This window comes from Dyella sp. 01N448 (genome assembly GCF_056399225.1).
On the sequence record NZ_JBFTQX010000002.1, the window covers coordinates 306,437 to 330,510 of the forward strand.

Annotated in this window: 20 protein-coding genes; 9 read left to right on the forward strand and 11 right to left on the reverse strand. The window is 64.4% G+C overall.

Annotated features, from left to right (window positions below):
* Positions 1–5 precede the first annotated feature (5 nt).
* Complete coding sequence (locus AC1DKY_RS03860) at positions 6–692, forward strand: DUF2461 domain-containing protein (protein ID WP_441602401.1); 687 nt, start codon at positions 6–8, stop codon at positions 690–692.
* A 177-nt stretch (positions 693–869) separates the two neighbouring features.
* Here AC1DKY_RS03860 and AC1DKY_RS03865 read toward each other — a convergent pair whose 3' ends face one another.
* A complete protein-coding gene (locus tag AC1DKY_RS03865; RefSeq protein WP_441602402.1) occupies positions 870–1,781 on the reverse strand; it encodes a LysR family transcriptional regulator in 912 nt (303 codons plus the stop codon).
* A 363-nt stretch (positions 1,782–2,144) separates the two neighbouring features.
* Positions 2,145–4,736, reverse strand: a complete 2,592-nt coding sequence (acnB, locus tag AC1DKY_RS03870; RefSeq protein WP_441602403.1) for a bifunctional aconitate hydratase 2/2-methylisocitrate dehydratase — start codon at positions 4,734–4,736, stop codon at positions 2,145–2,147.
* Between the two features lie 547 nt (positions 4,737–5,283).
* On the opposite strand from acnB, the gene acnA reads away from it, so the two are divergent.
* Positions 5,284–8,034 (forward strand): aconitate hydratase AcnA, encoded by a 2,751-nt coding sequence (acnA, locus tag AC1DKY_RS03875; protein WP_441602404.1) that lies wholly within the window; start codon positions 5,284–5,286, stop codon positions 8,032–8,034.
* A gap of 253 nt (positions 8,035–8,287) precedes the next feature.
* On the opposite strand, the gene AC1DKY_RS03880 is transcribed toward acnA, so the two are convergent.
* A complete protein-coding gene (locus AC1DKY_RS03880; protein WP_441602405.1) occupies positions 8,288–8,692 on the reverse strand; it encodes a nuclear transport factor 2 family protein in 405 nt (134 codons plus the stop codon).
* Between the two features lie 160 nt (positions 8,693–8,852).
* Between AC1DKY_RS03880 and AC1DKY_RS03885 the strand changes: the two genes are divergently transcribed.
* Positions 8,853–10,529, forward strand: coding sequence for a long-chain-fatty-acid--CoA ligase (locus AC1DKY_RS03885; RefSeq protein ID WP_441602406.1), 1,677 nt, complete (start codon positions 8,853–8,855; stop codon positions 10,527–10,529).
* 120 nt (positions 10,530–10,649) lie between these two features.
* On the opposite strand, the gene AC1DKY_RS03890 is transcribed toward AC1DKY_RS03885, so the two are convergent.
* A complete protein-coding gene (locus AC1DKY_RS03890; RefSeq protein WP_441602407.1) occupies positions 10,650–11,018 on the reverse strand; it encodes a PilZ domain-containing protein in 369 nt (122 codons plus the stop codon).
* 97 nt (positions 11,019–11,115) lie between these two features.
* Entirely contained in the window at positions 11,116–12,291 is a 1,176-nt protein-coding gene (locus tag AC1DKY_RS03895) for a DNA polymerase IV (protein WP_441602408.1), read from the reverse strand.
* 465 nt (positions 12,292–12,756) lie between these two features.
* Between AC1DKY_RS03895 and AC1DKY_RS03900 the strand changes: the two genes are divergently transcribed.
* From AC1DKY_RS03900 to arsC, 4 genes are read left to right on the forward strand one after another with little or no spacing between them, the layout of a single operon-like run.
* On the forward strand, positions 12,757–13,668 hold the full coding sequence (locus tag AC1DKY_RS03900; protein WP_441602409.1) for a segregation and condensation protein A: 912 nt from the start codon (positions 12,757–12,759) through the stop codon (positions 13,666–13,668).
* A gap of 50 nt (positions 13,669–13,718) precedes the next feature.
* Positions 13,719–14,603: an SMC-Scp complex subunit ScpB gene (gene scpB / locus AC1DKY_RS03905; RefSeq protein WP_441602410.1), complete on the forward strand. Its 885-nt coding sequence runs from the start codon at positions 13,719–13,721 to the stop codon at positions 14,601–14,603.
* The gene (locus AC1DKY_RS03910; protein ID WP_441602411.1) at positions 14,600–16,132 is read left to right on the forward strand and encodes a pseudouridine synthase; all 1,533 of its coding nucleotides are present in this window, start codon (positions 14,600–14,602) and stop codon (positions 16,130–16,132) included. The genes scpB and AC1DKY_RS03910 overlap by 4 nt, the downstream gene beginning before the upstream one ends.
* Positions 16,133–16,146: 14 nt before the next feature.
* Positions 16,147–16,494, forward strand: a complete 348-nt coding sequence (gene arsC, locus AC1DKY_RS03915; protein WP_441602412.1) for an arsenate reductase (glutaredoxin) — start codon at positions 16,147–16,149, stop codon at positions 16,492–16,494.
* 36 nt (positions 16,495–16,530) lie between these two features.
* Here arsC and AC1DKY_RS03920 read toward each other — a convergent pair whose 3' ends face one another.
* Both AC1DKY_RS03920 and AC1DKY_RS03925 read right to left on the reverse strand, forming a co-directional pair.
* Positions 16,531–16,746, reverse strand: coding sequence for a helix-turn-helix domain-containing protein (locus tag AC1DKY_RS03920; protein ID WP_121880725.1), 216 nt, complete (start codon positions 16,744–16,746; stop codon positions 16,531–16,533).
* Between the two features lie 7 nt (positions 16,747–16,753).
* Positions 16,754–17,245, reverse strand: coding sequence for a hypothetical protein (locus tag AC1DKY_RS03925; RefSeq protein WP_441602413.1), 492 nt, complete (start codon positions 17,243–17,245; stop codon positions 16,754–16,756).
* Between the two features lie 74 nt (positions 17,246–17,319).
* Between AC1DKY_RS03925 and AC1DKY_RS03930 the strand changes: the two genes are divergently transcribed.
* Complete coding sequence (locus AC1DKY_RS03930) at positions 17,320–18,657, forward strand: aspartyl protease family protein (RefSeq protein ID WP_441602414.1); 1,338 nt, start codon at positions 17,320–17,322, stop codon at positions 18,655–18,657.
* Between the two features lie 15 nt (positions 18,658–18,672).
* Here the strand turns inward: AC1DKY_RS03930 and AC1DKY_RS03935 are convergent, their stop codons facing one another.
* From AC1DKY_RS03935 to AC1DKY_RS03945, 3 genes are read right to left on the reverse strand one after another with little or no spacing between them, the layout of a single operon-like run.
* The gene (locus tag AC1DKY_RS03935; protein ID WP_441602415.1) at positions 18,673–19,476 is read right to left on the reverse strand and encodes an amidohydrolase; all 804 of its coding nucleotides are present in this window, start codon (positions 19,474–19,476) and stop codon (positions 18,673–18,675) included.
* Positions 19,464–20,609 (reverse strand): pyridoxal phosphate-dependent aminotransferase, encoded by a 1,146-nt coding sequence (locus AC1DKY_RS03940; protein WP_441602416.1) that lies wholly within the window; start codon positions 20,607–20,609, stop codon positions 19,464–19,466. Before AC1DKY_RS03940 ends, AC1DKY_RS03935 begins: the two co-directional genes overlap by 13 nt.
* A gap of 60 nt (positions 20,610–20,669) precedes the next feature.
* Positions 20,670–21,623 (reverse strand): LysR substrate-binding domain-containing protein, encoded by a 954-nt coding sequence (locus tag AC1DKY_RS03945; RefSeq protein ID WP_441602417.1) that lies wholly within the window; start codon positions 21,621–21,623, stop codon positions 20,670–20,672.
* Between the two features lie 115 nt (positions 21,624–21,738).
* Here AC1DKY_RS03945 and AC1DKY_RS03950 point away from each other — a divergent pair, with 115 nt between their 5' ends.
* A complete protein-coding gene (locus AC1DKY_RS03950) occupies positions 21,739–22,323 on the forward strand; it encodes an FMN-dependent NADH-azoreductase (protein WP_441602418.1) in 585 nt (194 codons plus the stop codon).
* A 40-nt stretch (positions 22,324–22,363) separates the two neighbouring features.
* Here the strand turns inward: AC1DKY_RS03950 and AC1DKY_RS03955 are convergent, their stop codons facing one another.
* Positions 22,364–24,040, reverse strand: a complete 1,677-nt coding sequence (locus AC1DKY_RS03955) for an amidohydrolase (RefSeq protein ID WP_441602419.1) — start codon at positions 24,038–24,040, stop codon at positions 22,364–22,366.
* Positions 24,041–24,074 lie beyond the last annotated feature (34 nt).

The following is a 24,074-nucleotide window of genomic DNA, read 5'->3' on the forward strand; positions in this document are numbered from 1 at the left end:
ACACCATGGCCAACACCTATTTCTCGACTGCCACCTTTCGCTTTCTTCGCTCGCTTGAAAAGAACAACAACCGCGAATGGTTCCACGCGCACAAAGACGACTACGAAACCCATGTGCGTGAGCCGTTTCTCGCCCTGATCGGCGACTTGCAGGCGCCGTTGAACAAGATCAGCAAACATTACCGCGCCGATACGCGCAAGAACGGCGGTTCGCTGTTCCGCATTTTTCGTGACACGCGGTTCTCGAACAACAAGCTGCCTTACAAATCATGGCAGGGAGCGCGGTTCTTCCATGAACGGCGCCACGAGATCCCGGCGCCCTCGTTCTATGTGCAGATTCAGCCGGGCGATTGCTTTGCCGGCGGCGGCATGTGGCATCCGGAACCGGAGGCGCTCAAGCACATACGTGGGTTTCTTGCCGACAACCCTGAGGCCTGGAAGAAGGCGACGCGCAGCAAGGCGTTCCGCGATCACTTCGAATTCTGGGGCGAGTCGCTGAGCCGTCCGCCGCGCGGATTTGATCCGGCGCATGAATTGATCGACGACATCAAGCGCAAGGATTTCGCGTGTGGCGAGGGGTTTGACGAGAAGCTCGCGTGTTCGGCGGAGTTGTTGCCGTGGTTGGTGGACACGTATAAGCGCGTGGCGCCGATGATTGATTATTTGTGTGCGGCGCAGGAGTTGGAGTTTTAAGCAAGAACGGCGGACGGCGCCCGGCTTTTCTGTGGGAGCGCACCCTGTGCGCGACAAACCAACGAAGCGATACATCCAGGCGTGACTGTCGCGCACAGGGTGCGCTCCCACAGGTTTTCGCCTTGGGCTTGTGAACGACGAGCCTTGAGACGCAACCCGAAAATCCGCCGAACCGATTCAATCGACTTCGCTTAGCACCTTCAATCCCGGTCGCTGCTTCGCCAGCTTGCGCAGCAATGCCGCGAAGTTCTGCAAATCGGCATGCCACGGCGACGCTTCGCGCCAGTAGAGCGCGATCTCGCGACCCGGAGCTTGTCCTTTTAGCTTGGCGAGCACGACATTGGGCATCGAAGCCAATCGCTCGTGCGCCAGAGCCGGCACCAGCGCATAGCCTCCGCGCAATTCCACAAGCGCAGCGAGGCTTTCCAGGCTCACGTCCTGCACGTGGCCGCCGCCGAGTACATCTTCACAATGGCTTTCGGTCATCAGCGTGGCGTCGGTGGCGTCGAGTTGTTCCAGGCCCACGCTGCGCTTGCCGGCCATGGCGTGGTCGGCGCGGAACATGACTTCCCAGGGTTCGAAGAACAATGGGCGCATCGCTACGCCACTAACTGGCGGGACCAGAGGAGCCAGCACCGCGTCGAGCTCGCCCTCGTTCAAGCGGCGCAGCAGGCCGCGTGGCTTGCCTTCGGAAAGACTCAGGCGCGTGCCCGGAAAATGCTGGGGAAACGGGCCGATCAGATGCGGGAGCAGATAAGGACCGAGCGAGGCGGGAACACCGAGCCGCAGCTCGCCGCCGAATGCCACCTCGCCCGCGCGTGCCACTTGCTGCAGGTGTTCCGCCGCGGCAAGCACGGTATCAATCTGTTCAAGCAAACGTTGACCGCCCGCCGTGGGCACGATGCGGCGACCGCCTCGCTCAAACAGCGGCGCACCCAGCGCCTGCTCCACTTTCTGCACCTGATGGGACAGCCCCGAGGGGCTGATATGCATCGCGCGCGCCGCACTATTGAAGCTGCCATGGCGACGCACCGCCTGCACCAGCATCAGGTCACGCAGCGAGACTACCGATAGGTGAGAAGAGATCATCCGCTGGGTGCTTGCCTGGCCTGTGACGGGGCGAAGCATAAACGACCCTGATGGTCACCGTGACAGGATGCCTGCCTCCCCCTTGTAGGAGCGCACTTGTGCGCGACCCACCGGTGCGGTGATTCCGGAGGTATCGGTCGCCCACAAGTGGGCTCCTACAAGGGGACCGTGTCACCGGCCTTTTGTGGGAGCGCACCCTGTGCGCGACAAACCAACGGAGCGGCAATCCCGATGTGCCCCTGTCGGCCTGTCGGCCACAGGGTGGCCTCCCACAATGACGCGAGGAGCGCCCCGTGCATCGCGCAAAAAGAAAGGGCGGCTTGCGCCGCCCTTCTCCAGTCACTGTGACGTGACTCACCGCGCTCAGGCAGTAACCGTGTCGGCCACGTCCTGGTAATCGGCGATCTGATTGAAGTTCATGTACTTGTAGATCTTCTCGCCGTTGGCATCGAGCACGCCCACGTCCGTCATGTACTCGGCCTTGGTCGGGATGCGGCCCAGACGCGAGCAGATCGCGGCGAGTTCGGCCGAGCCCAGGTACACGTTGGAGTTCTTGCCCAGGCGGTTGGGGAAGTTGCGGGTGGAGGTGGAGAACACCGTGGCGCCCTCGCGCACCTGCGCCTGGTTGCCCATGCACAGCGAGCAGCCCGGCATTTCCATGCGGGCGCCGGCGGTGCCGAGCACGCCGTAGTGGCCTTCCTCGGTCAGCTGCTGCTGGTCCATCTTGGTCGGCGGAGCGACCCACAGCTTGGTCGGGATGTCGCGCTTGCCTTCCAGCAGCTTCGACGCCGCGCGGAAGTGACCGATATTGGTCATGCACGAACCGATGAACACTTCGTCGATGGTGGCACCGGCCACGTCGCTGAGCGTCTTCACGTCGTCCGGGTCGTTCGGGCAGGCCACGATGGGCTCGTGCACGTCGGCCAGGTCGATTTCGATGACGGCGGCGTATTCGGCGTCGGCATCGCGCTCCAGCAGCTGCGGGTTGGCGAGCCAGGCTTCCATCGCCTTGATGCGGCGCTGCAGGCTGCGCGGATCCTTGTAACCCTGCGCGATCATGTACTTCAGCAGCGTGATGTTGCTGTTGATGTATTCGATGATCGGCGCCTTGTCCAAGTGCACCGTGCAACCGGCGGCGGAACGCTCGGCCGAGGCATCGGACAGCTCGAACGCCTGCTCCACCTTGAGGTTCGGCAGACCTTCGATCTCCAGGATGCGACCGGAGAAGATGTTCTTCTTGCCCTGCTTGGCCACCGTGAGCAGACCGCTCTTGATCGCGTAGAGCGGGATCGCATTGACCAGGTCACGCAGGGTCACGCCCGGCTGCAGTTCGCCCTTGAAGCGCACCAGCACCGACTCGGGCATATCCAGCGGCATCACGCCGGTGGCGGCGGCGAAGGCCACCAGACCCGAACCGGCCGGGAAGGATATGCCGATCGGGAAACGCGTGTGGCTGTCGCCGCCGGTGCCGACCGTATCGGGCAGCAGCATGCGGTTGAGCCAGGAGTGGATCACGCCATCGCCCGGACGCAGCGAGATGCCGCCACGCGTGCTGATGAATTCCGGCAGCGTGTGGTGGGTCTTCACGTCCACCGGCTTGGGATAAGCGGCGGTGTGGCAGAACGACTGCATGACGAGGTCGGCGGAGAAGCCCAGGCAAGCCAGGTCCTTCAGCTCGTCGCGGGTCATCGGACCGGTGGTGTCCTGCGAACCGACCGAGGTCATCTTCGGCTCGCAATAGGTGCCCGGGCGCACGCCCTGGCCTTCCGGCAGGCCGATGGCACGGCCGACCATCTTCTGCGCCAGCGTGTAGCCCTTGCCGGTATCGGCCGGCTGCTGCGGCAGGCGGAACAGGGTGGACACCGGCAGGCCCAGCGCTTCGCGCGCCTTGGCGGTAAGGCCACGGCCCACGATCAGCGGGATGCGGCCACCGGCGCGCACTTCGTCGAACAGCACGTCGGACTTGACCTGGAATTCGGCGATCACTTCGCCGTTCTTCAGCGCCTTGCCTTCGTACGGACGGAGCTCAACCACGTCGCCCATGTTCATGCTGGAGACGTCGAGCTCGATCGGCAGCGCGCCGGCGTCTTCCATCGTGTTGTAGAAGATCGGGGCGATCTTGCTGCCCAGGCACACGCCGCCGAAGCGCTTGTTCGGGATGAAGGGGATGTCTTCGCCGGTGAACCACAGCACCGAGTTGGTGGCGGACTTGCGGCTGGAACCGGTGCCGACCACGTCACCGACGTAGGCCACCAGGTGGCCTTTTTCCTTCAGCGATTCGATGAAGGCGATCGGGCCGCGCTTGCCGTCTTCTTCCGGCTGGAACGGCGCACCGTCGCGCTGATTCTTCAGCATGGCGAGGGCGTGCAGCGGGATGTCCGGACGCGTGGTGGCATCGGGTGCCGGCGACAGGTCATCGGTATTGGTTTCGCCCGGCACCTTGAACACGGTGACGGTCAGGCTTTCGGGCACTTCCGGCTTGCTGGTGAACCATTCGGCGTCGGCCCAGCTCTGCAGCACGGCCTTGGCGTTGGCGTTGCCCTTGTCGGCCTTGTCCTTGACGTCGTGGAAGGCGTCGAACATCAGCAGGGTGTGCTTGAGCGCGTTGGCGGCGACGGTGCCGACCTGCGCGTCGTCGAGCAGCTCGATCAGCGGATGGATGTTGTAGCCGCCCAGCATGGTGCCGAGCAGTTCGGTGGCCTTCTCGCGCGAGATCAGCGCGCACTTTTCGGTGCCGAACGCCACGGCTGCCAGGTACGAGGCCTTGACCTTGGCCGCATCGTCCACGCCAGCCGGCACGCGGTTGGTGATCAGGTCGACGAGGAACGTCTCTTCACCGGTGGGCGGATTCTTCAGCAGCTCGATCAGCTCGGCGGTCTGCTGGGCCGACAGCGGCAGTGCGGGGATTCCCAGCGCGGCGCGCTCGGCAACATGTTGGCGGTAGGCGTTAAGCATGTGGTCTCGTCCGGTGAACGTGGATCAAAGGGGCAGCGGGCGATGGTTTGCGCCATCGCGGCGGAGGTTCACCCGGCGGGAGAGGTTCCGCGTGGCCGCTGCCGGCGTTCGACAAGGCGCAAGGTCTTGTCGCCATGCCGTTCTTGGCGGCATCACAGCCCGCTATTTTGCCAGTCCGGCCCCAAGCGCCGCAACGCAAGACAACGCTTCCGCCTGCGTTCGAAATCTTGCAAGGCGAATGTGCGGCAATCCCCAATCGGGTCTCTTGCGCGTTTGGGCTTTTGTCCCAAACTGAATGGGAGTGCTGAACGGAGAGGATGGATTCCCCGGATTGCCAGGCCTTCTTCGCCGTCATCCCGGCGTAGGCCGGGATCCAGTAGCGTCGACTTCTGGTGGTCGCGAAAACCCAACACAGGGTCACTGGATCCCGGCCTGCGCCGGGATGACGAGCTACAAAGGCTTTGCAATTCCCCTCACGTCCCGTGCCCTAGGATCCCCAAGCTACGCGTTCGCGCGTTCGCCAGACTCACGCAACAGGAGTTAGCCCATGCTGGATTCATTCGCCACCCGCGACACCCTCACTGTCAACGGCAGCCAGTACAACTTTGCCAGCCTGGCCAAGCTCGGCCAGCGCTTTGACCTCAAGACCCTGCCCTATTCGCTCAAGATCCTCCTGGAAAATCTGTTGCGCCACGAGGACGGCGTCAATGTGACCTCGAAGGAAATCGAGGCCATCGCCAACTGGGATGCCAAGGCCGAACCCGATACTGAAATCGCTTTCATGCCCGCCCGCGTGGTGCTGCAGGACTTTACCGGCGTGCCCTGCGTGGTCGACCTGGCTGCGATGCGCGATGCGGTGGTGAAGCTCGGCGGCGACGCCAAGCAGATCAATCCGCTGGCGCCGGCTGAGCTGGTGATCGACCACTCCGTGCAGGTCGATGTGTACGGCTCCGAGTCCGCGCTGGAGAAAAACGTCGAGATCGAATTCCAGCGCAACCAGGAACGCTATGCCTTCCTGCGCTGGGGCCAGAAGGCGTTCGACAACTTCAAGGTGGTGCCGCCGCGCACCGGCATCGTGCACCAGGTGAACCTGGAGCACTTGGCCCGCGTGGTGTTCACGGCCGAGAAGGACGGCGCGCCCTGGGCCTATCCGGACACCGTGTTCGGCACCGACTCGCATACCACCATGATCAACGGCATCGGTGTGCTGGGCTGGGGCGTGGGCGGTATCGAGGCTGAGGCGGCGATGCTGGGCCAGCCTTCGTCCATGCTGATTCCGCAGGTGGTCGGCTTCAAGCTGACCGGCAAGCTCTCGGAGGGCGTGACCGCGACCGACCTCGTGCTCACCGTCACGCAGATGCTGCGCAAGCTCGGCGTGGTGGGCAAGTTCGTGGAGTTCTTCGGCAGCGGCCTCAAGCACCTGGCGCTGGCCGACCGCGCCACCATCGGCAATATGGCGCCGGAATACGGCGCCACCTGCGGCATCTTCCCGATCGACCAGGAAGCGCTCAATTACCTGCACCTGTCCGGTCGCAGCGACGATCAGATCCGCCTGGTGGAGGCCTACGCCAAGGCGCAGGGCATGTGGCATGACGAGAACGCCATCGAGCCGCGCTTCACTACCACGCTGGAACTCAACCTGGCCGATGTGAAGCCCTCGCTCGCTGGCCCCAAGCGCCCGCAGGATCGCGTGCTGCTGGAAGGCGTGCAGAAGAGCTTCCAGGACGCCGTGGGTCCGCTCACCGCCACCCGCAAGCCGCGCAACGAAGCCACCTCGGCGTTTATTGCCGAAGGCGGCTCGGCGGCGATCGGCAACCCGGCCAACGACATCACCGACAGCGGCGTGCGCGTGGACAAGGACGGCGAGTCGTTCAAGCTGGGCGATGGCGCGGTAGTGATCGCCGCGATCACTTCGTGCACGAACACCTCCAACCCGAGCGTGATGATCGGTGCGGGCCTGGTGGCGAAAAAGGCCGCGGCCAAGGGCCTCACGGCGCAGCCCTGGGTGAAGACCTCGATCGGCCCGGGTTCCAAGGTGGTCACCGATTACCTGGAAAAGACCGGCCTGTTGAAGGAGCTGGAAAAAGTCGGCTTCTATATCGTCGGTTACGGCTGCACCACCTGCATCGGCAACTCCGGTCCGCTGCCGGCGGAAATCAGCAAGGGCATTGCCGAAGGCGATCTCGCGGTGGCGTCGGTGTTGTCGGGCAACCGCAACTTCGAAGGCCGCGTGCATCCGGAAGTGAAGATGAACTACCTGGCCTCGCCGCCGCTGGTGGTCGCCTACGCTTTGGCCGGCACGCTCAACATCGACCTCACCAAGGAACCGCTGGGCACGGGCAGCGACGGCAAGCCGGTGTATCTCAAGGACATCTGGCCGACCAACCAGGAGATCTCCGACATCGTCGGCAGCGCGCTCAATCCGGAGATGTTCGAGAAGAGCTACGCCGACGTGTTCAAGGGCGACACGCGCTGGAACCACATCGCCTCGCCCGATGGCGATGTGTACAAGTGGGACGACTCGACCTACATCAAGAACCCGCCGTACTTCGACGGCATGAGCAAGGAGCCGGGCAGCATCGAAGATGTGCACGGCGCCCGCGTGCTCGGCCTGTTCGGCGACTCCATCACTACCGACCACATCTCCCCGGCCGGCTCGATCAAGAAGGACAGCCCGGCGGGCCGTTTCCTGATCTCCAAGGGCGTGGAGCCGAAGGACTTCAACTCCTATGGTTCGCGTCGCGGCAATGACGATGTGATGGTGCGCGGCACCTTCGCCAATATCCGCATCAAGAACCTGATGCTGGACGGCGTGGAAGGCGGCTACACGCTGTACGTGCCAAGCGGCGAGCAGTTGGCGATCTACGATGCGGCGATGAAGTACAAGGCGGACAAGACGCCGCTGGTGGTGCTGGCCGGCAAGGAATACGGCACGGGTTCGTCGCGCGACTGGGCTGCCAAGGGCACCCTGCTGCTGGGCGTGAAAGCCGTGATCGCCGAGAGCTTCGAGCGCATCCACCGCTCCAACCTGGTGGGCATGGGCGTGCTGCCGCTGCAGTTCGAAGACGGCCAGAACGCGCAGTCGCTGGACCTGACCGGCAAGGAGACCTTCGACATCACCGGCCTCAACGGCGGCGAATCGAAGACTGCCAAGGTCACTGCCACGGGGCAGGATGGCAAGAAGAAGGAGTTCACCGTGAGGGTGTTGCTGCTCACGCCGAAGGAACGCGAGTTCTTCCGTCACGGCGGCATCCTGCAGTATGTGCTGCGCCAGCTGGCTGGAAAGAAAGCGGCCTGATCCTCGTTGCAGGCTGCTTTTGGCAAGGAGAAAACGCCGCCGTTGGGCGGCGTTTTCTTTGAGCGGCCTGGACGCTATGTGTGGGGCACCCTACCTTTGTAGGAGCGCACTTGTGCGCGACAACCCCACGGCGCAGTAACAGTCAACGCTGCGGTCGCCCACAAGTGGGCTCCTACACAAGATCCCCGTGGCGCGGCGACGATCAGCGTTGCGGTCGCGCACAGGGTGCGCTCCTACAAGGGGAAGGAGGCGATCAGCTGCCCGAGGTCCACGTGGCGGCATAACAGCGCCACTCGCGCCCATCCTTCCGCCACGCCGTCTCCACCCGATACACACCCATCTGCGCCGGCAACAACTTCCCGCCGCTGGTCAGGGTCACGGTGAAGCGCGCGACATAGCGATCGCCGCGCTGCTCCACCTCGATCGGCCCGCTCAAGGCATGAATCGTCTCGCCGCGAAACCTGGCGGCACGCAGCAGCCCCAGGATTTGCCGCCTCTCCATCTCACCGTTGTTGCCGCTGAAATCGTCGCTCAACAACGCGTCCAGCGACGAGGCATCGGCCTGTTCGGCCGCTCGTTCGGCGGTTTCGATGCCCTGCCGCACCCGACTTTCGTCGGGCGTGCGATGGCAGGCCGTCAGGCCGATTGCGAGGAACACGCAAAACACTGGATTTACAAGTAGTTTTTGTATCGAAGGCATGCCTTATTCTCGCTGCGGCGCGGCTTGCCGCTATACGCAAGCGTATGCTCCAATGCCGCGTCATCATCTTGCCCTACGTCACTGCCGGGCTGATACATACAGGAGCGTTGGATCCAACATGAGCATTGAGCGTCCGTGGCTGGCCCATTACCCGGAAGGCGTTCCCGCGCAGATCGACATCAACCAGTACGCGTCGCTCGCCGCCGTGGTGGAAGAAGCCTTTGAACGCTTCCGTCATCGCCCGGCTTTCTCCAGCTTCGGCAAGGTGCTCACCTACGGTCAGATCGATGAGATGAGCCGCCAGTTCGCCGGCTACCTCACCGGCGAGCTCAAGCTCGGCAAGGGCGATCGCATCGCGATCATGATGCCCAACGTCTTGCAGTACCCCATCGCCCTGTTCGGCGCGTTGCGCGCAGGCCTGGTGGTGGTCAACACCAATCCGATGTACACCGCGCGCGAGCTCAAGCATCAGCTGGAAGACGCCGGCGCCAAGGCCATCGTGGTGCTCGACAATTTCGCCGCGACGCTGCAGCAGGTGGTGGCCGAGACTCACGTCGAGCACATCGTCACCACCGGCATCGGCGACCTGCTCGGCGCCAAGGGCGCGCTGATCAATTTCGTGCTCAAGCACGTCAAGAAGATGGTGCCGCCGTACGAGCTGCCGCATGCCGTGCGCTTTACAGACGCCCTGTCCAAGGGCGCGCCGCATCCGATGCCCAAGGTGCAGCTCGATCACGAAGACATCGCCTTCCTGCAATACACCGGCGGTACCACCGGCGTGGCCAAGGGCGCCATGCTCACCCACGGCAACATGGTCGCCAACATGCTGCAGGCCGGTGCGTGGATCGGCAACAACGCCAAGCAGGGCGAAGAAGTAATCATCACGGCGCTGCCGCTGTATCACATCTTCTCGCTGACGGCGAACGGCCTGGTGTTCATGCGCCTGGGCGGTTTGAACTGGCTGATCACCAATCCGCGCGACATGCCTGGCTTCGTCAAGGAATTGAAGAAGTCCAAGTTCACCGCGCTCACCGGCGTCAACACCTTGTTCAACGGCTTGCTCAACACGCCGGGCTTTGCCGACCTGGATTTCTCGCGCCTGCACCTGTCGCTGGGCGGCGGCATGGCCGTGCAGCGCGCGGTGGCCGAGCGCTGGAAAAAAGTCACCGGCTGCACGCTGGCCGAGGCTTACGGGCTGACCGAAACCTCGCCTGCGGCCTGCATCAATCCGCTGGACCTCAAGGATTACAACGGCTCGATCGGCCTGCCGATTCCCTCCACCGACGTGGCGATCTGGTCGGAAGAAAACCAGCCGCTGGCGATCGGCGAAGTGGGCGAACTGATGGTGCGCGGCCCGCAGGTGATGAAGGGCTACTGGCAGCGTCCGGACGAAACGGCCAAGGTGCTGGGCTCAGACGGCTGGCTGCACACCGGCGACATCGCGCGCATGGATGCCACCGGTTATGTCTACATCGTGGACCGCAAGAAGGACATGATCCTGGTGTCCGGCTTCAACGTGTATCCGAACGAAGTCGAAGACGTGGTGATGCAGCATCCTGGCGTGGCCGAAGTGGCTGCCGTGGGCGTGCCGGACGAACACTCGGGTGAAGTGGTGAAGCTGTTCGTGGTGCGCAAGGACCCGAACCTCACCGTGGAAGAACTGAAGAAGTTCTGCCACGACAACCTCACCGGCTATAAACGTCCCAAGCTGATCGAGTTCCGCGACTCGTTGCCCAAGAGCAATGTGGGCAAGATCCTGAGGCGCGAGTTGCGGGATGAGAACAAGCAGAAGTGAGGGAAGAGGCGTGGGAGTAGAGCTCACTGCGCTCAACAAAAAGCCCGGCGAACTGCCGGGCTTTTTTTATGGATTCCCTCGCGGCGATAAGTGCCGAGTGATTTCCCTCACTCCTCGCCCCTAGTCCTTCCACAACTCCAGAATATCCGCATACCCACCCAGCAGGTTCCACAGCGGCACCTGCTTGTCTTCCGGGATGCGGGTATAGGCAAAGCCCAGGTGGCGATCGGAAATACGGGCCACCTGCGCCTCCAGATGGATGTGCAGGTCGTGACCAAAGATCATGTCGAGGATCCAGCTCTGGCCATGCTCGCCCTGCCAGCCCAGGGGGCGGCGCAGCAGCACGCCGGTCGCGGAAATGTCCACCAGTTCGGTCGAATGCGATTCGTCGGCACGGCTCATCAGCACCGTGGTCTCGATCCGCATGCGCGCCGGACGCAGCTGCTCCGGATCGGAGCTGTTCCTGACATTGTCTTCCGCTTTGCTCATCTTGCTCTTGCTCCCCACGTCAAACGCGCCAGCGCCGACTGCTTCATCCTGAAGAAACACTCCCTCATCGGTCGATGTGGAGCGTCTCCGTTCAACTTCAATCCTGCTCTTGCGTTCTCAACACGCCTGCGCGGACCAGGCTTCCTGAGCCAAACCGCGCATTGATCCTGTCCTGCACCTGGTCGGTGACGCGCCGTTCGGGCGCGCTGTCGAACAGGTCTTGCTGTCGTTGTGCCGCAAAACCCGACAGGCTGACGCCCAGCAGGCGAAGGCGCGGCCTTGATTGCGCCTTCCACCATGCGTTAAGCAAGCCTCGTGCCAGCTCATAGAGTTCGCTGGCGGAGGCGCTGGGCACGCGCAGTTGGCCCTGGCGGCTGTGGGTGACAAAGGGCGGCTCGCGCAATTTCACCGTGACGGTACGCCCTTCCAGCCCACGCTGGCGCGCTCGGGCCGCGATGCGCTCGCAATGGCGCAGCAGCCAGGCCTCGGCCATCGCCAGCTCGGCCAGATCGACATCAAAGGTGTGTTCCGAGCCGATCGACTGTTCGGCCTGCGCCGGTTCCACGTCGCGGTCGTCTTCGCCGCGGGCCAGCGCCTGCAGCGCCTCCACCTGACGCCCTAGCGCACTCGCCAGACGCGCCGTGTCACTTGCTGCCAATTCGCCTATGGTCCGGATACCCAGGCGGTGCAACGCCTGCTCGGTCACCTTGCCCACGGTCCACAAGCGGCCCACCGGCAGCGGCGCCAGATCCCGGGCGGCGTGCTCAGCGGTGATGCGACGCAGACCATCGGGCTTGGACATTTCGCTGGCCAGCTTGGCCAGCAGCTTGTTGGGCCCCATGCCCACCGAAGCATTCAGCCGGGTCCGCTCGTGGATGGCGAGCTTGATGCGACCAGCGATGGTCTCGACCGAGCCGAGCAGGCGCAGGCTGGCAGTGACGTCCAGGAACGCCTCATCCAGCGACAGACCCTCCACCAGCGGCGTGGCTTCGTGGAAAACCTTGAAAACCTGCTCCGAGGCTTCTTCATAGCGAGCGAAATCAGGCGGCAGGTAGACGCCATCGGGGCAAAGCCGTCGCGCCTGCGCCATCGGCATGGCCGAACGCACGCCGAACGGGCGCGCTTCATAACTGCAGGTGGAGACCACCCCGCGAGGCCCCAGGCCACCGACGATCACCGGGTGCCCACGCAGCTGCGGGCGGTCGCGCTGCTCCACGGACGCATAGAAGGCGTCCATGTCGACGTGGATGATGGAGCATTCATCGGGCAGCATGTCCCTGTATTCTGCCGATACGGCAGCATCGCGTGTACTGGACTTGCCCGTCGCCAGCGGCTAATCTTGGTCTCGCTTGGGTCAGTGGGTGCGCGCACGATCGGTGAGATCGACCGCTACGGCACCCGTCCCGATGCACTCAGCCGACCGATTGAGAAGCCAGTGACGCAGGTTTCGTCACGTTGTGGCTCGCGTTTTTTGTCGTGACCCAAACACGCTAAAAACGCTCAAGGGTCGCTCACGGCCAGCCTGATCGAAACGCCAGACGCGCGCTTTCGTCATGCATGACCGCGACGGTGACGCCATGCGCACCGGCTAGGCATCGCGCAAGTTAGCTTCAACGGATCGCGCCTGCGGGCCAACGTCCGGGCGGGACATTCGTCAGGCGAATGCCGGTGGGATCAACGTTTCCTCACGTATTGAACGCAGAGCAAGCCGTCTTGAACGGCCCAACGACATGCATTGATGAGCACTGAGCCAGTCGAGCCTCAGGCGGTCGCCGCACCGCAGGACGCGTTTGCGTCGGTACCTCAACAGCAGGAAATGCCGCTGGCCATCGTGCGCGGCGAACCGCTGTTGCAGATGCCGCAGGACCTGTACATCCCGCCGGATGCGCTCGAGGTGATCCTCGAATCGTTCGAAGGGCCGCTCGACCTTTTGCTGTACCTGATTCGTCGCCAGAATCTGGACATTCTCGACATCCCGGTCGCCGAGATCACCCGGCAGTACATGGATTACATCGAGATGATGCGCGACGTGATGCGCCTGGAGCTGGCTGCCGAATACCTGCTGATGGCAGCCATCCTGGGCGAGATCAAATCGCGCCTGCTGTTGCCCCGGCCGCCTGCCGAGGAAGGCGTGGAAGAAGATCCCCGCGCCGAGCTGATCCGTCGCCTGCAGGAGTACGAACGCTTCAAGAGGGCCGCGGCGGATATCGACGCCCTGCCCCGCATGGAGCGAGACATGGCGCCGGCCCACGCGGACGTGGGCGAACGCAATGTGGTCAAGCTGCCTCCGCCGCTCGACCTCAAGGAGATGCTGCTGGCGCTGAAGGACGTGATGCGTCGTGCCGAATTGTTCGGCCACCACGCCATCCGGCGCGAAGCACTCAGCGTGCGACAGCGCATGGGTGAACTGCTCGGCCGCTTGACCGACCAGACCTTCCAGCGCTTCGAAACGCTGTTCGATGTCACCGAGGGCCGCCTGGGCGTGGTGGTCACTTTCCTGGCCATGCTTGAACTGGCCAAGGAGATGCTGGTGGAGATCGTGCAGGAAGAACCGCTGGCACCGATTTACGTAAGGGCAAGGGCAGGAAGCGCGGAAGAAACCGCCGCCGAACGCTATGCCGATGACGAGCCGGCCACCGCGGCCGAATAAGCCGCGCAGCCCGCCCCATTCACCGCAGCATCCGCATCCGATCCGAGGCCATGCAGATCGAGCAACTCAAACCCATCATCGAGGCGGCCCTGCTGGCATCCACCCAGCCGATGACCGTGCCTCAACTGCTGGAACTGTTCGGCGAAGAGGACGAAGTCGGCCGCGAAGAGGTCGCCAAGACCCTCGAGGCGCTGGCGGACGATTGCGCCAACCGCGGCGTGGAGCTGCAAGAGGTCGCCTCGGGCTTCCGCTACCAGGTGAAGCAGTCGGTGCATCCGTGGATCTCGCGACTATGGACCGAGCGCCCCAGCCGCTACTCCCGCGCCCTGCTGGAAACCCTGGCGCTGATCGCCTACCGCCAGCCGATCACCCGCCCGGAGATCGAACAGATCCGCGGCGTGGTGGTGTCGTCCAACATCATCAAGACGATGGAAGAGCGCGAATGGATCCGCGTGGTGGGCTACCGCGACGTGCCGGGCAAGCCCGCACTGTTCGGCACCACGCGCGCCTTCCTCGACTACTTCAACTTGAAGTCGCTCGACGAGCTGCCGCCGCTGTCGGAAATCCGCGACATGGAAGACCCGCAGATGAGCATCGCGCCGGAGCCGCTGCCGGTGCGTGTGATGCGCGACCTGCCGATCGATCCGGACGAAGAAAACGAAACCCTGGTGGTGGCCGGCGAAGAAGATCTCGACGTTTCCATCACCGAACCTGCCGGGCACGATGTACCGGCCACCGAACACGAAGAAAGCCAGGCCGCCGACGCTGTCGACGAACCCGGCCACGAAACGCCCGAGGCGATGCATGTCGCCTCCTCCGAACCCGGCGCTGCACCGCACGCCGAGACTCATGTTGACACTGCCGACGAGGCAGCGACCCACGCGGACGCCGAGCAAGGCGACGCCACGCAAGATACCGAGGAGTACCGCGCATGACTGCGCCACAGAAATCCGTTTTGACCCTTAAGCGCACCCCGCGCGACGAAACCGCGCCCGCCATCGAGGAGCGCCTGCACAAGGTGCTCGCCAACGCCGGCCTCGGCTCGCGCCGCATGCTTGAGCAACGTATCCAGGCCGGTGAGGTTGAACTCAACGGCACCCCCGCCACCATCGGTGCCAGCGTCCACGCCGGCGACCGCGTCGTGCTCGACGGCAAGCAGTTCGTCGTCGCCACCGACAACCGCGACGAAACCGAAGTGCTGGTCTATCACAAGCCCGAAGGCGTGGTGACCACCCGCGAAGATCCCGAAGGCCGTCCCACCGTGTTCGAACAGCTGCCGCGCCTGAAGGGTGCGCGCTGGGTCGCCGTGGGTCGCCTGGACATCAACACCACCGGCCTGCTGCTGCTCACCACCGATGGCGAACTCGCCAACGCGCTGATGCATCCCAAGAGCGGTCTCGAGCGCGAATACCTGTGCCGCGTGCACGGTGAAGTGCCCGACGAGATGATCGAAAAGCTCAAGGCCGGCGTGGAGCTGGAAGACGGCCCGGCCCGCTTCGACGAAATCGCCGTGATCAGCCAGGGCGGCAGCCACAGCTGGTTCCGCGTGGTGATCCGCGAGGGCCGCAATCGCGAAGTGCGCCGCCTTTGGGACTCTCAGGGTTTCCTGGTGAGCCGCCTCAAGCGCATCCGCTACGGCAGCGTGGAATTGCCGCGCACCCTGCGCCGCGGTGACTGCGAATCGCTGGGCGAAGAAGCCGTCAAGGATCTGCGCAAGACCACGGGTCTGGGTTCGCCGCAGCCGGTGCTCACGCTGAGCCCGGTGCTGCACCAGCGCCGCGCGCCGCGCAACGTCACCGAGTACGTTCCCAAGGGCGCCAGCGGCTCGTACAGCGCGGGCTACCAGGACGAAGCGCGCGAGCTGCGCGCCTATGACCGCATCCGCGAAGAACCCACCCGCGGCAAGCCGCGCGGCCGTCCGGGCCGGGAAGTGAACGGCAATGTCGCCCGTCCGGAACGCTCGGGCGGTGGTGGCGGCGGCATGCGCAAGGGCAAGCGCGGCGTCGCCCCGGGCCAGGAGCTGCCGTCGGTGCGCACCTGGTTTGCCGGCGAATCGCGTGAAGGTGGTGCTGCGGGCGGCGCTCGTGGCGGCGCAGCGGGCAATCGTCGTCCGGGTGGCGGCAAGCCGTCGTTCGGCAATCGCGCCGGTGGCGCGGAAGGCCGTAGCGGCAGCCCGTACAGCGGCTTCGGCGGCGGTGCCGGTGCTGGTGGCAACCGCGGCGGCAAGCCGAGTGGTCGCCCGGGTGGTCGTCCCGGCGGTCACGGTGGCCAGGGCGGTCAGGGCGGCGCGGCTGGCCAGGGTGGCCAGGGCGGTCGTCCGCAGGGTCGCGGCGGTAATCGTCCGCAAGGCGGCGCCGGTCGTCCGCAAGGCGGCGGTCGTCCCCAGGGCGGCGGTAATCGTCCGCACGGCGGCGGTGGCGGTGGCGGCGGTGGTCGCGGCGGCAACCGTCACGGCAATCGCTGAGCACGGCTTCCGCCATGCACGCCCGCATCTATCACAACAACCGCTGCTCCAAGTCGCGCGCCACACTGGCCTTGCTTGAGCAGCGGGGCGTGGTGTGCGATGTCGTGAACTACCTGGACACGCCGCCGAGCAGCACCGAGCTGATGCAATTGCTCGACATGCTCGGCATGACGCCGCGCGAACTGATGCGCACCAACGAGGCCGAGTACAGCGAACTCGGCCTCGACGATCCGTCACTGGATGACACCGCGCTGATCGCGGCGATGGTGAGTCATCCGCGGCTGATTGAACGCCCCATCGTGGTGTCCAACGGCAAGGCCGCGATTGGACGTCCACCGGAATCGGTGCTGTCCATTCTTTGAGTGCACGCATCCTCGCCTTGCGCGGGATGCGTCGCCCTACTCTTCCTCGTCAGGCACGTAGGCCAGCAGATCGCCCGGCTGACACTCGAGGAATTCGCAGATCTTGCTCAGCGTTTCGAAACGCACGCCGCGCACATGGCCGGACTTGAGCAAAGACAGATTGGATTCGGTAATACCGACGAACTCGGCGAGTTCGCGCGAGCGCACTTTGCGCATCGCCAGCATGACATCGAGTCGGACTACGATCGCCATCAGGACCTCACACGATCGAGCGCTGGTCGTCTTCGAGTCGCGCCGCCTCGTCGAACAGGCGGGCCACGAAGAAGAACACGGCCACCGGCAACAACGACAGCAGATCGTCGCCGCTGAAGGTCAAGCGGGCCGACCCTGCGCCTGAGTGCCACGCCAGCCAGAGCGAGGCTGCCGCCGGCAACATCACGCGTAGTGCTGCAGCGACCATCAGCAGGCAGGCGAAGCGGCGGAAGTGTTTCGTGGCGGCGCTGGAAAACAGTGCATCCGGCGCCACGCGACCGAGCATCAGGGCCAGCTCCGCCAGCGCGGCGCAGCTGACCAGCGCCAGCACGGCTGCAATGCTCGCCGCCCATGCGCGCGGAAGTTCATCGGTCGACAGGCTGGCGACCACGGTCGCACCCTGGGTGCTGCCGTCGGCCCAAATACCCAGCCCCGTGACCACCAGGCAGGCCAGCGCACTCAGCCAGGCGACGATCGCCAGCGCACGGGCGACGCGCACGATGCGATGTACTGTTGGATAATCATTTCTTTCTGTATTACGATAATTTTTCTTCGTCATACGGGCACCATATCATGAAAGCTGCGCCGCTGGTCTGGCTTCATCCCTATGTACTGTTCGCAGCGCTCGCCCTTCCGGCCATGGCCGGAGGCGTGGCGCCGGCGCCCCTGTCCAGTCAGCAGGCCGAAAGCGCCCTGGTGGATGCCGCCGATGGCGAGGTCTTCCATCTGGCCAGCGTGCTTCCCCAAATCGAGGACCTGGGATTGGCCACCCTCGCCAGGGCGCGACTGGCCGCGGCACGACTGGATGCCGCCGAGGCGGACCAACTGGTCGAGCGCTATCTCGCCGACGGCCGCCGCACGCCAGCGCAACGCGCGCTGGCCTGGCCCATCGCCGCCGATGTCAGCTTTGCCGATGGCGACTACCGCAAGGCCGCCGAGGCGGCGCACGCATGGGAACAGGCGCTGGCCGCGCAAGGCGCCAGTACCGAGGACCGTGCCGCCGCGCTGCAAATGGCGGAACTCGCCGGCCAACTCGCCCAGGCCAAGGCGCAGCATGTAGACGTTTATGCGCCCAAACCAGAGTTAGTGAAGCGCGATAAAGTCGGCCTGCCCCGCTCTCACGCTTCCATCAACGGCAAGCTTCAAGAGGTCGTGCTCGACACAGGCGCCAATCTCTCCGTCGTATCGCTCTCCACCGCCCACAAGCTGGGCTTGCGTCTGCTCGATGGCGCCGCCAGCGTGGGCAGCGCCAGTCGCCAGGCGGTGGCTACCCGCGTGGGCATCGCCGATCACCTGCAGTTTGCCGGGCTCTCCTTGAGCCATGTAGCGTTTCTGGTGCTGGACGACGATCAGCTGAAGATGCCCGTGCCCGGCGGTTATCAGATCGACGCGATCCTCGGCTTCCCGGTGCTGCGCCAGTTGCAGCGGCTGGAGTTCAGCGCTGATGGCAAGCTGCTGCCCTCGCGCAGCGACGCTGCCAAACCTGGCGAAGGCAACCTGCGCATGGCCGGCAGCGATCTTTATGTCGAGGTGATGCTCGATGATCTGCACGTGGCGATGCATCTGGATAGCGGCGGCGCGTTCTCTTCGCTCTCGTCGCGCTTTGCGGCAGAGCATCCCGGCGTGGTCAAGGGATTGAAATCGAAACAGGAGCACGTCGCGGGTGCAGGCGGGGCACGCGTTCGCCAGTCGGCGACGTGGCCGAACGTGCGAGTGCGCATCGGCGATCAGCAGAGCGTGCTTGCGGCGATGACGATCTCGCTCAGTGATGCCGGCAACGTCAAGGAGCCGAATGTGCTGGGCGGCGACATCCTGCAGTCGTTCGATCACTGGACGATCGACTTTCCACGCATGCAGTTCGAGGTGGGCAAGCCGTTGCCTCAGGCCTCCGCCAAGGTGCGCGCGAAATAATCGCGCGCAGTCCGATCAACCCGGATTGAGCGTAAAGCTGTCCGCATCCATCCACGCCGGAAAACGCTCGCGATGCGCGAGCAGCGGCGCGGGATCGATGGTCACCGTCACCACCTGCTCCTGCGGACCCAGCTCGACCAGCGGCTCACCGATCGGGTCGAGCACCGCGCTGTCGCCTGCATACGGCAGATCGTTGCCGTCGACGCCGACGCGGTTGAGGCCGATCACATAGCTCAGGTTTTCGATGGCGCGCGCACGCAGCAGCGTGCGCCAGGGCTGGCGGCGCGGTGCCGGCCAGTTGGCCACGAAGATCGCCAGGTCGTAATCCATGCCGCCGGTGGCTTCCTCGCGGCGGCCGTTGCGCAGCCATACCGGGAAGCGCAGGTCGTAGCAGACCTGCGGAAGAATGCGCCAGCCCTTGAGTTCGACGATAAGCCGCTCGGTGCCGCCGCCATAGCGCGTGTGTTCACCCGCCATGCGGAACAGATGGCGCTTGTCGTATTGCTCGAAGCTGCCGTCCGGGCGTGCCCAGATCAGCCGGTTGTAAACGGTGTCGTTTTCGCGAATAGCCAGGCTGCCGCACAACACCGCACCCACTTCCTGGGCGAGCGCGCGCATCCACGCAACGCCTTCGCCTTCCATCGTATCGGCACTGGCACGCGTGTCATTACTGAAGCCGGAAAGAAATGTCTCCGGCAACACCACCAGATCGGTCTGCCCGGCGACGCGTCGCACCAGCTCGCCGTAGTACTCGCGATTGGCCGGCGCGTCATGCCAGCGCGTGGCGCCCTGGATCAGGCTGACCTTCAGAGCTTGCATAGACGCTCCGCGGCGGCTTCCATGGTGGCATCGCTCTTGGCAAAGCACAGGCGCAGGTAATGCGTGCCCGGCGCCTTGTCATAGAACGGCGTGAGCGGAATCGCGGCGACGCCGCCTTCCTTCACCATCCACTCGCAGAACGACACATCGTCCTTGTTGCTGATGGCGGAATAGTCGACCAGCTGGAAATAGCCGCCCGGCACGTCGAGCAACTTGAAGCGCGAGGGCTTGATCAGTTCGCGGAAGCGATCGCGCTTGACCTGATAGAAGGCGGGCAGCTCCAGATAGTGCTCGGGCGTGCTCGCCATGAACTCGGCAAACGCAACCTGCGCCGGATGAAACGTGCAGAACGTGAGGTACTGATGCACCTTGCGAAATTCCGCGGAGAGCGCCTTGGGCGCCACCGCGTAACCGAGCTTCCAGCCGGTGCAGTGATAGGTCTTGCCAAACGAGGACACCACGAAGCTGCGCGCGGCCAGCTCGGGATGGCGCAGCACGCTCTCGTGCTGGGCGCCGTCATAGACGATGTGCTCGTAGACCTCGTCGGACAACACCACGATCTCGGTGTCGCGCACGATGGCGGCCAGCTCGTCCAGATCGGCCGAGGACAACACCGCACCGGTCGGGTTGTGCGGGCTGTTGATCAGGATCATGCGCGTCTTGGGCGTGATCGCATCACGCACGCGCTGCCAGTCGATGCTGAAGCTGGGCGCCTGCAGCGGAATATGCACCGCGCGAGCGCCCTGCAGCTCGATGGCCGGTTCGTAACTGTCGTACGCCGGATCGAACACGATCACTTCGTCGCCCGCGCGCACCACGGCAGCGATGGCGGCAAACAGCGCTTCGGTGGCACCCGAAGTCACCGTGATCTCGGTGTTGGGATCGAGCTTGTGACCGTACAGGCGCTCGGTCTTCAGCGCGATCTGCTCGCGCAGCGGCTGCAGGCCGATGCCCGGCGCATATTGGTTGCGGCCTTCGGCCATGGCGCGCGTGATGGCGTCGCGCAACGGCTGCGGTGGTTCGAAGTCCGGAAAGCCCTGCCCCAGGTTGACCGCCTTGTGTTCGACAGCCAGCTGGCTCATGACGGTGAAGATGGTGGTTCCAACTTTGGGAAGCTTGGTTTCGATCTGCATGACCTGGATGTCTGGAAGGCTAAATGATGATCGTAACACGGGTGTCGTTGCGCACCTGCGTCACAGGTATTTGTGGCACTTCGCGTGATTTTCGCGCACCGAATCGGGCAGCCGTTCCGCAAGAAAATCCACGAACGCGCGTACGCCGGGCAACAGGCCGCGCCGGCTCGGGTAGACGAAGTGCATGGTGCCTTGTGGCACGCTCCATTCGGGCAGCACCACTTCCAGCTCGCCGCGCTCGATGGCCGGACCGCACACGAACTCGGGCAGCAGCGTCACGCCGACGCCGGTCTTGCAGCTTTGCAGCAGGGCGTTGAAGTCGCCGCAGATCAGGCGGGGCTGGATGTCGACCACGATCTTCTCGCCTTGTGCATCGAGCAGCTCCCAGCCCTGCGCTCCCTCGTGCTCCTGGTTGCTGAGCGCCGGCAGCTGCGAAATATCGGTGGGTTCCTTGGGACGGCCGTAACGGTTGAGCAGGTCCGGACTGGCTACCAGCAAGACCTTGGACTGGCCAAACGTGCGCACCACCAGGGTCGCGTCGGTATCGAGCTTGCTGCGCACACGTATGGCGATATCAAAGCCCTCGCCGATCACGTCGACGCGCCGGTCGGTGGCGTGCAGGCGCACCTGCATCTTGGGGTGCTGGGCGAGGAACTCCGGCAGCATATGGCCCACCACGGTCTGCACCAGCGAGACCGGGCAACTGACGCGCACCACGCCACGCGGCTCGGAGCGCACTTCTTCCACGGCCTCCTGCGCCGCCCTTGCCTCTTCCAGGACGGCACGACAGTGGCCGTAGAAGCGCTCGCCGACTTCCGTCACCACGAAGCGACGGGTGGTTCGCTGCAGCAGGCGCACGCCCAGGCGCTCTTCCAGCTGCGCGATGCGTTTGCTCAGGCGGGACTTGGGGATGCCCAGGGCGCGTCCGGCCGAGGAAAAGCCGCCGTGTTCAACCACGGCAGCGAAGAAATACAGATCGTTGAGATCTTGAAGGGCGCCATCCAGGACCGTCATCGCTGTTTCCTTATTAGAACAATACGTTCGAGTTTAGCCGGCTTATCACTTGATTGTCCGAAGACTACCTTAGTTCTGTCGCCGGCGGACCCGGCCCGTCAACTGAGGAAATACCATGAAACTGCTGCATCTCGACGCAAGTGCCCTGGGTAGCCACTCCGTTTCGCGCGGTCTGACCGCCGCCATCGTGGCCGAACTGACCGCTAACAACCCCCAAACCGAAGTTATCTACCACGATCTGGTCGCCAACCCGCTCGCCCACTGGACTGCCGTGGCCGACGCCAGCGATCCGGTGGCGGTCCAGGGCAGCCAGATGATCGAAGAGTTTCTGGCGGCCGACGTGGTGGTCATCGGTGCCCCGATGTACAACTTCTCGATCCCCAGCCAGCTCAAGGCCTGGATTGACCGCATCGCGGTGGCCGGCAAGTCGTTCCGCTACACCGCCAATGGTCCGGAAGGCCTGGCTGGCGGCAAGCGCGTGATCATCGCCTCCTCGCGTGGCGGCATCTACAGCGAAGGCAGCGCCGCCCAGCCGATGGACTTCCAGGAAACCTACCTGCGCGCCCTCTTCGGCTTCCTCGGCGTCACTGACCTGGAGTTTGTCCGCGCTGAAGGCGTCAACTTCAGCGAAGACCACAAGGTCGAGGCCCTGAAGACCGCGCACGCTTCGATCAGCGTGGCGACCCGCAAGGCCGCTTAAAGCTTCACCGGCACCACCGTCCCCAGCAGACGCCGCGCCCTCAGGGTGCGGCGTTTGTCTTTTCAGCGCGGTAAACCGCCTTGCCGTCCACCCACGTGCTGAGGGGCTTCAAGTCGGCGATCTGACGCGGCGACACGGTGAGCAGGTCGCCGCTGAGCACGACGAAGTCGGCACGCATGCCCGGCTTCAAGGCGCCGACCTGATCCTCCATGAAGGACGCATAGGCCGCGCCGCGCGTGAAACCCGCCAGCGCCTGGATGCGGCTCACCCGCTGATCCGGCAACCAGCCACCCGGCGGCTGTCCATTGAGATCCTGCCGCGTCACGGCGGCATACAGGCCAAGCATCGGATTGACCTGCTCCACCGGGAAATCCGAACCGAACGCCAGCGGCACTTTTTCCTGGATGAAACGCTGCCAGGCATAGGCGCCCTTCAGTCGCTCCGCACCGAGACGCTGTTCGGCCCATGGCATGTCGGAGGTGGCGTGGGTGGGCTGCATCGAAGCGATCAGATGCAAGGTGGCGAAGCGCGGAATGTCGTCGAGCGCGACGATCTGCGCATGCTCCACGCGCCAGCGATGATCGCTGTCGGCGTGCTCGCCCAGCACGGCCTGATAGGTATCGAGCACGTTGCGGTTGCCGCGATCGCCGATGGCATGTGTGGCGACCTGTACATGGCAGCGATACGCCTTTTCCACCGCAGTGCGATAGGCCTCGGGCGAGGTGACGAAGATGCCCTTGTTGCCATGGTCGTCGTTGTAGTCGGCCAGCAATGCCGCGCCGCGACTGCCCAGCGCGCCATCCATGTAGAGCTTGACGGTACGCATCTGCAGGCGACCGTTGGCATCCGCCCAACGCCCGCCCTGGCTGCACAGCCAGTCGAGCGCCTGGTGGTTGCCGTCGGCCATCTCATAGAGACGCAGCGGTATCTCACCGGCTGCCGCCATTTCCTGCAGGACTTTGAAATCCTCCAGGCTCACGCCCGGATCGTGTACGCCGGTCAAGCCGGCCGCGACTGCATCGGCGAAAGCGGCCTTATAGGCATCGCGCGTCTGCTCGTGCGTCAGCGGCGGGACGGCCTGGCCGACCAAGGCCTGGGCGCCGTCCACCAGCACGCCCGTCGCCTTCTTGCCGACGCGTTCGATGCGTCCGCCGTCGGGTTGCCAGTCGCCATCCAGCGACTTGGTCGCGTGCTTCATCGCCGCCGTGTTTGCCCACGACGCATGACCATCCACGCGCTCGAGGTACACGGGGCGATCGGGAAACGCTGCATCGAGATCAGCGGCGTTGGGGAAATGTTTGTCGGCCCAGCGGTTCTGATCCCAGCCGCGGCCGATCAGCCATGTGCCCGGCGGCAATTTGGCGGCGGCCGCCTTGAGCCGCGACACCACCTCCGCGCGCGAGGTGCTGCCGACAAGGTCCACTTCGATATGGGTCATGCCCAGGCCCAGCATGTGGCCATGAGCGTCGATCAAACCGGGAATGACGGTGGCGCCTTTGGCGTCCTCGATCTTGCCGTCGGGGTACTGCTTCTTGAGGTCAGCTGTATCACCCACCGCAAGTAGGCGGCCATCGTCGCTCCAGGCCAGCGCCGTAGCCTCCGGACGTGAGGGATCCATCGTATGGATGTGGGCATTGACCAGCAAGGTGGTCGCCTGCAGCGGCAGCGCGGCGAGCGCCAGAACAGCGATCGAGCCATAACGAAGCGACAAGCACATGGAGTCGTCCCGGGTGGAAGAATGCCGAGACTTT

Bases quoted from the DNA above. Each gene is read 5' to 3' on its own strand.
- AC1DKY_RS03890 (WP_441602407.1), bottom strand. From the start codon at position 11,018: ATGAGCAAAGCGGAAGACAATGTCAGGAACAGCTCCGATCCGGAGCAG.
- acnA (WP_441602404.1), top strand. From the start codon at position 5,284: ATGCTGGATTCATTCGCCACCCGCGACACCCTCACTGTCAACGGCAGC.
- AC1DKY_RS03930 (WP_441602414.1), top strand. From the start codon at position 17,320: ATGAAAGCTGCGCCGCTGGTCTGGCTTCATCCCTATGTACTGTTCGCA.
- acnB (WP_441602403.1), bottom strand. From the start codon at position 4,736: ATGCTTAACGCCTACCGCCAACATGTTGCCGAGCGCGCCGCGCTGGGA.
- AC1DKY_RS03900 (WP_441602409.1), top strand. From the start codon at position 12,757: ATGAGCACTGAGCCAGTCGAGCCTCAGGCGGTCGCCGCACCGCAGGAC.
- AC1DKY_RS03860 (WP_441602401.1), top strand. From the start codon at position 6: ATGGCCAACACCTATTTCTCGACTGCCACCTTTCGCTTTCTTCGCTCG.
- AC1DKY_RS03955 (WP_441602419.1), bottom strand. From the start codon at position 24,040: ATGTGCTTGTCGCTTCGTTATGGCTCGATCGCTGTTCTGGCGCTCGCC.
- AC1DKY_RS03865 (WP_441602402.1), bottom strand. From the start codon at position 1,781: ATGATCTCTTCTCACCTATCGGTAGTCTCGCTGCGTGACCTGATGCTG.
- AC1DKY_RS03935 (WP_441602415.1), bottom strand. From the start codon at position 19,476: ATGCAAGCTCTGAAGGTCAGCCTGATCCAGGGCGCCACGCGCTGGCAT.
- AC1DKY_RS03920 (WP_121880725.1), bottom strand. From the start codon at position 16,746: ATGGCGATCGTAGTCCGACTCGATGTCATGCTGGCGATGCGCAAAGTG.
- AC1DKY_RS03885 (WP_441602406.1), top strand. From the start codon at position 8,853: ATGAGCATTGAGCGTCCGTGGCTGGCCCATTACCCGGAAGGCGTTCCC.
- arsC (WP_441602412.1), top strand. From the start codon at position 16,147: ATGCACGCCCGCATCTATCACAACAACCGCTGCTCCAAGTCGCGCGCC.
- AC1DKY_RS03950 (WP_441602418.1), top strand. From the start codon at position 21,739: ATGAAACTGCTGCATCTCGACGCAAGTGCCCTGGGTAGCCACTCCGTT.
- scpB (WP_441602410.1), top strand. From the start codon at position 13,719: ATGCAGATCGAGCAACTCAAACCCATCATCGAGGCGGCCCTGCTGGCA.
- AC1DKY_RS03940 (WP_441602416.1), bottom strand. From the start codon at position 20,609: ATGCAGATCGAAACCAAGCTTCCCAAAGTTGGAACCACCATCTTCACC.
- AC1DKY_RS03895 (WP_441602408.1), bottom strand. From the start codon at position 12,291: ATGCTGCCCGATGAATGCTCCATCATCCACGTCGACATGGACGCCTTC.
- AC1DKY_RS03945 (WP_441602417.1), bottom strand. From the start codon at position 21,623: ATGACGGTCCTGGATGGCGCCCTTCAAGATCTCAACGATCTGTATTTC.
- AC1DKY_RS03910 (WP_441602411.1), top strand. From the start codon at position 14,600: ATGACTGCGCCACAGAAATCCGTTTTGACCCTTAAGCGCACCCCGCGC.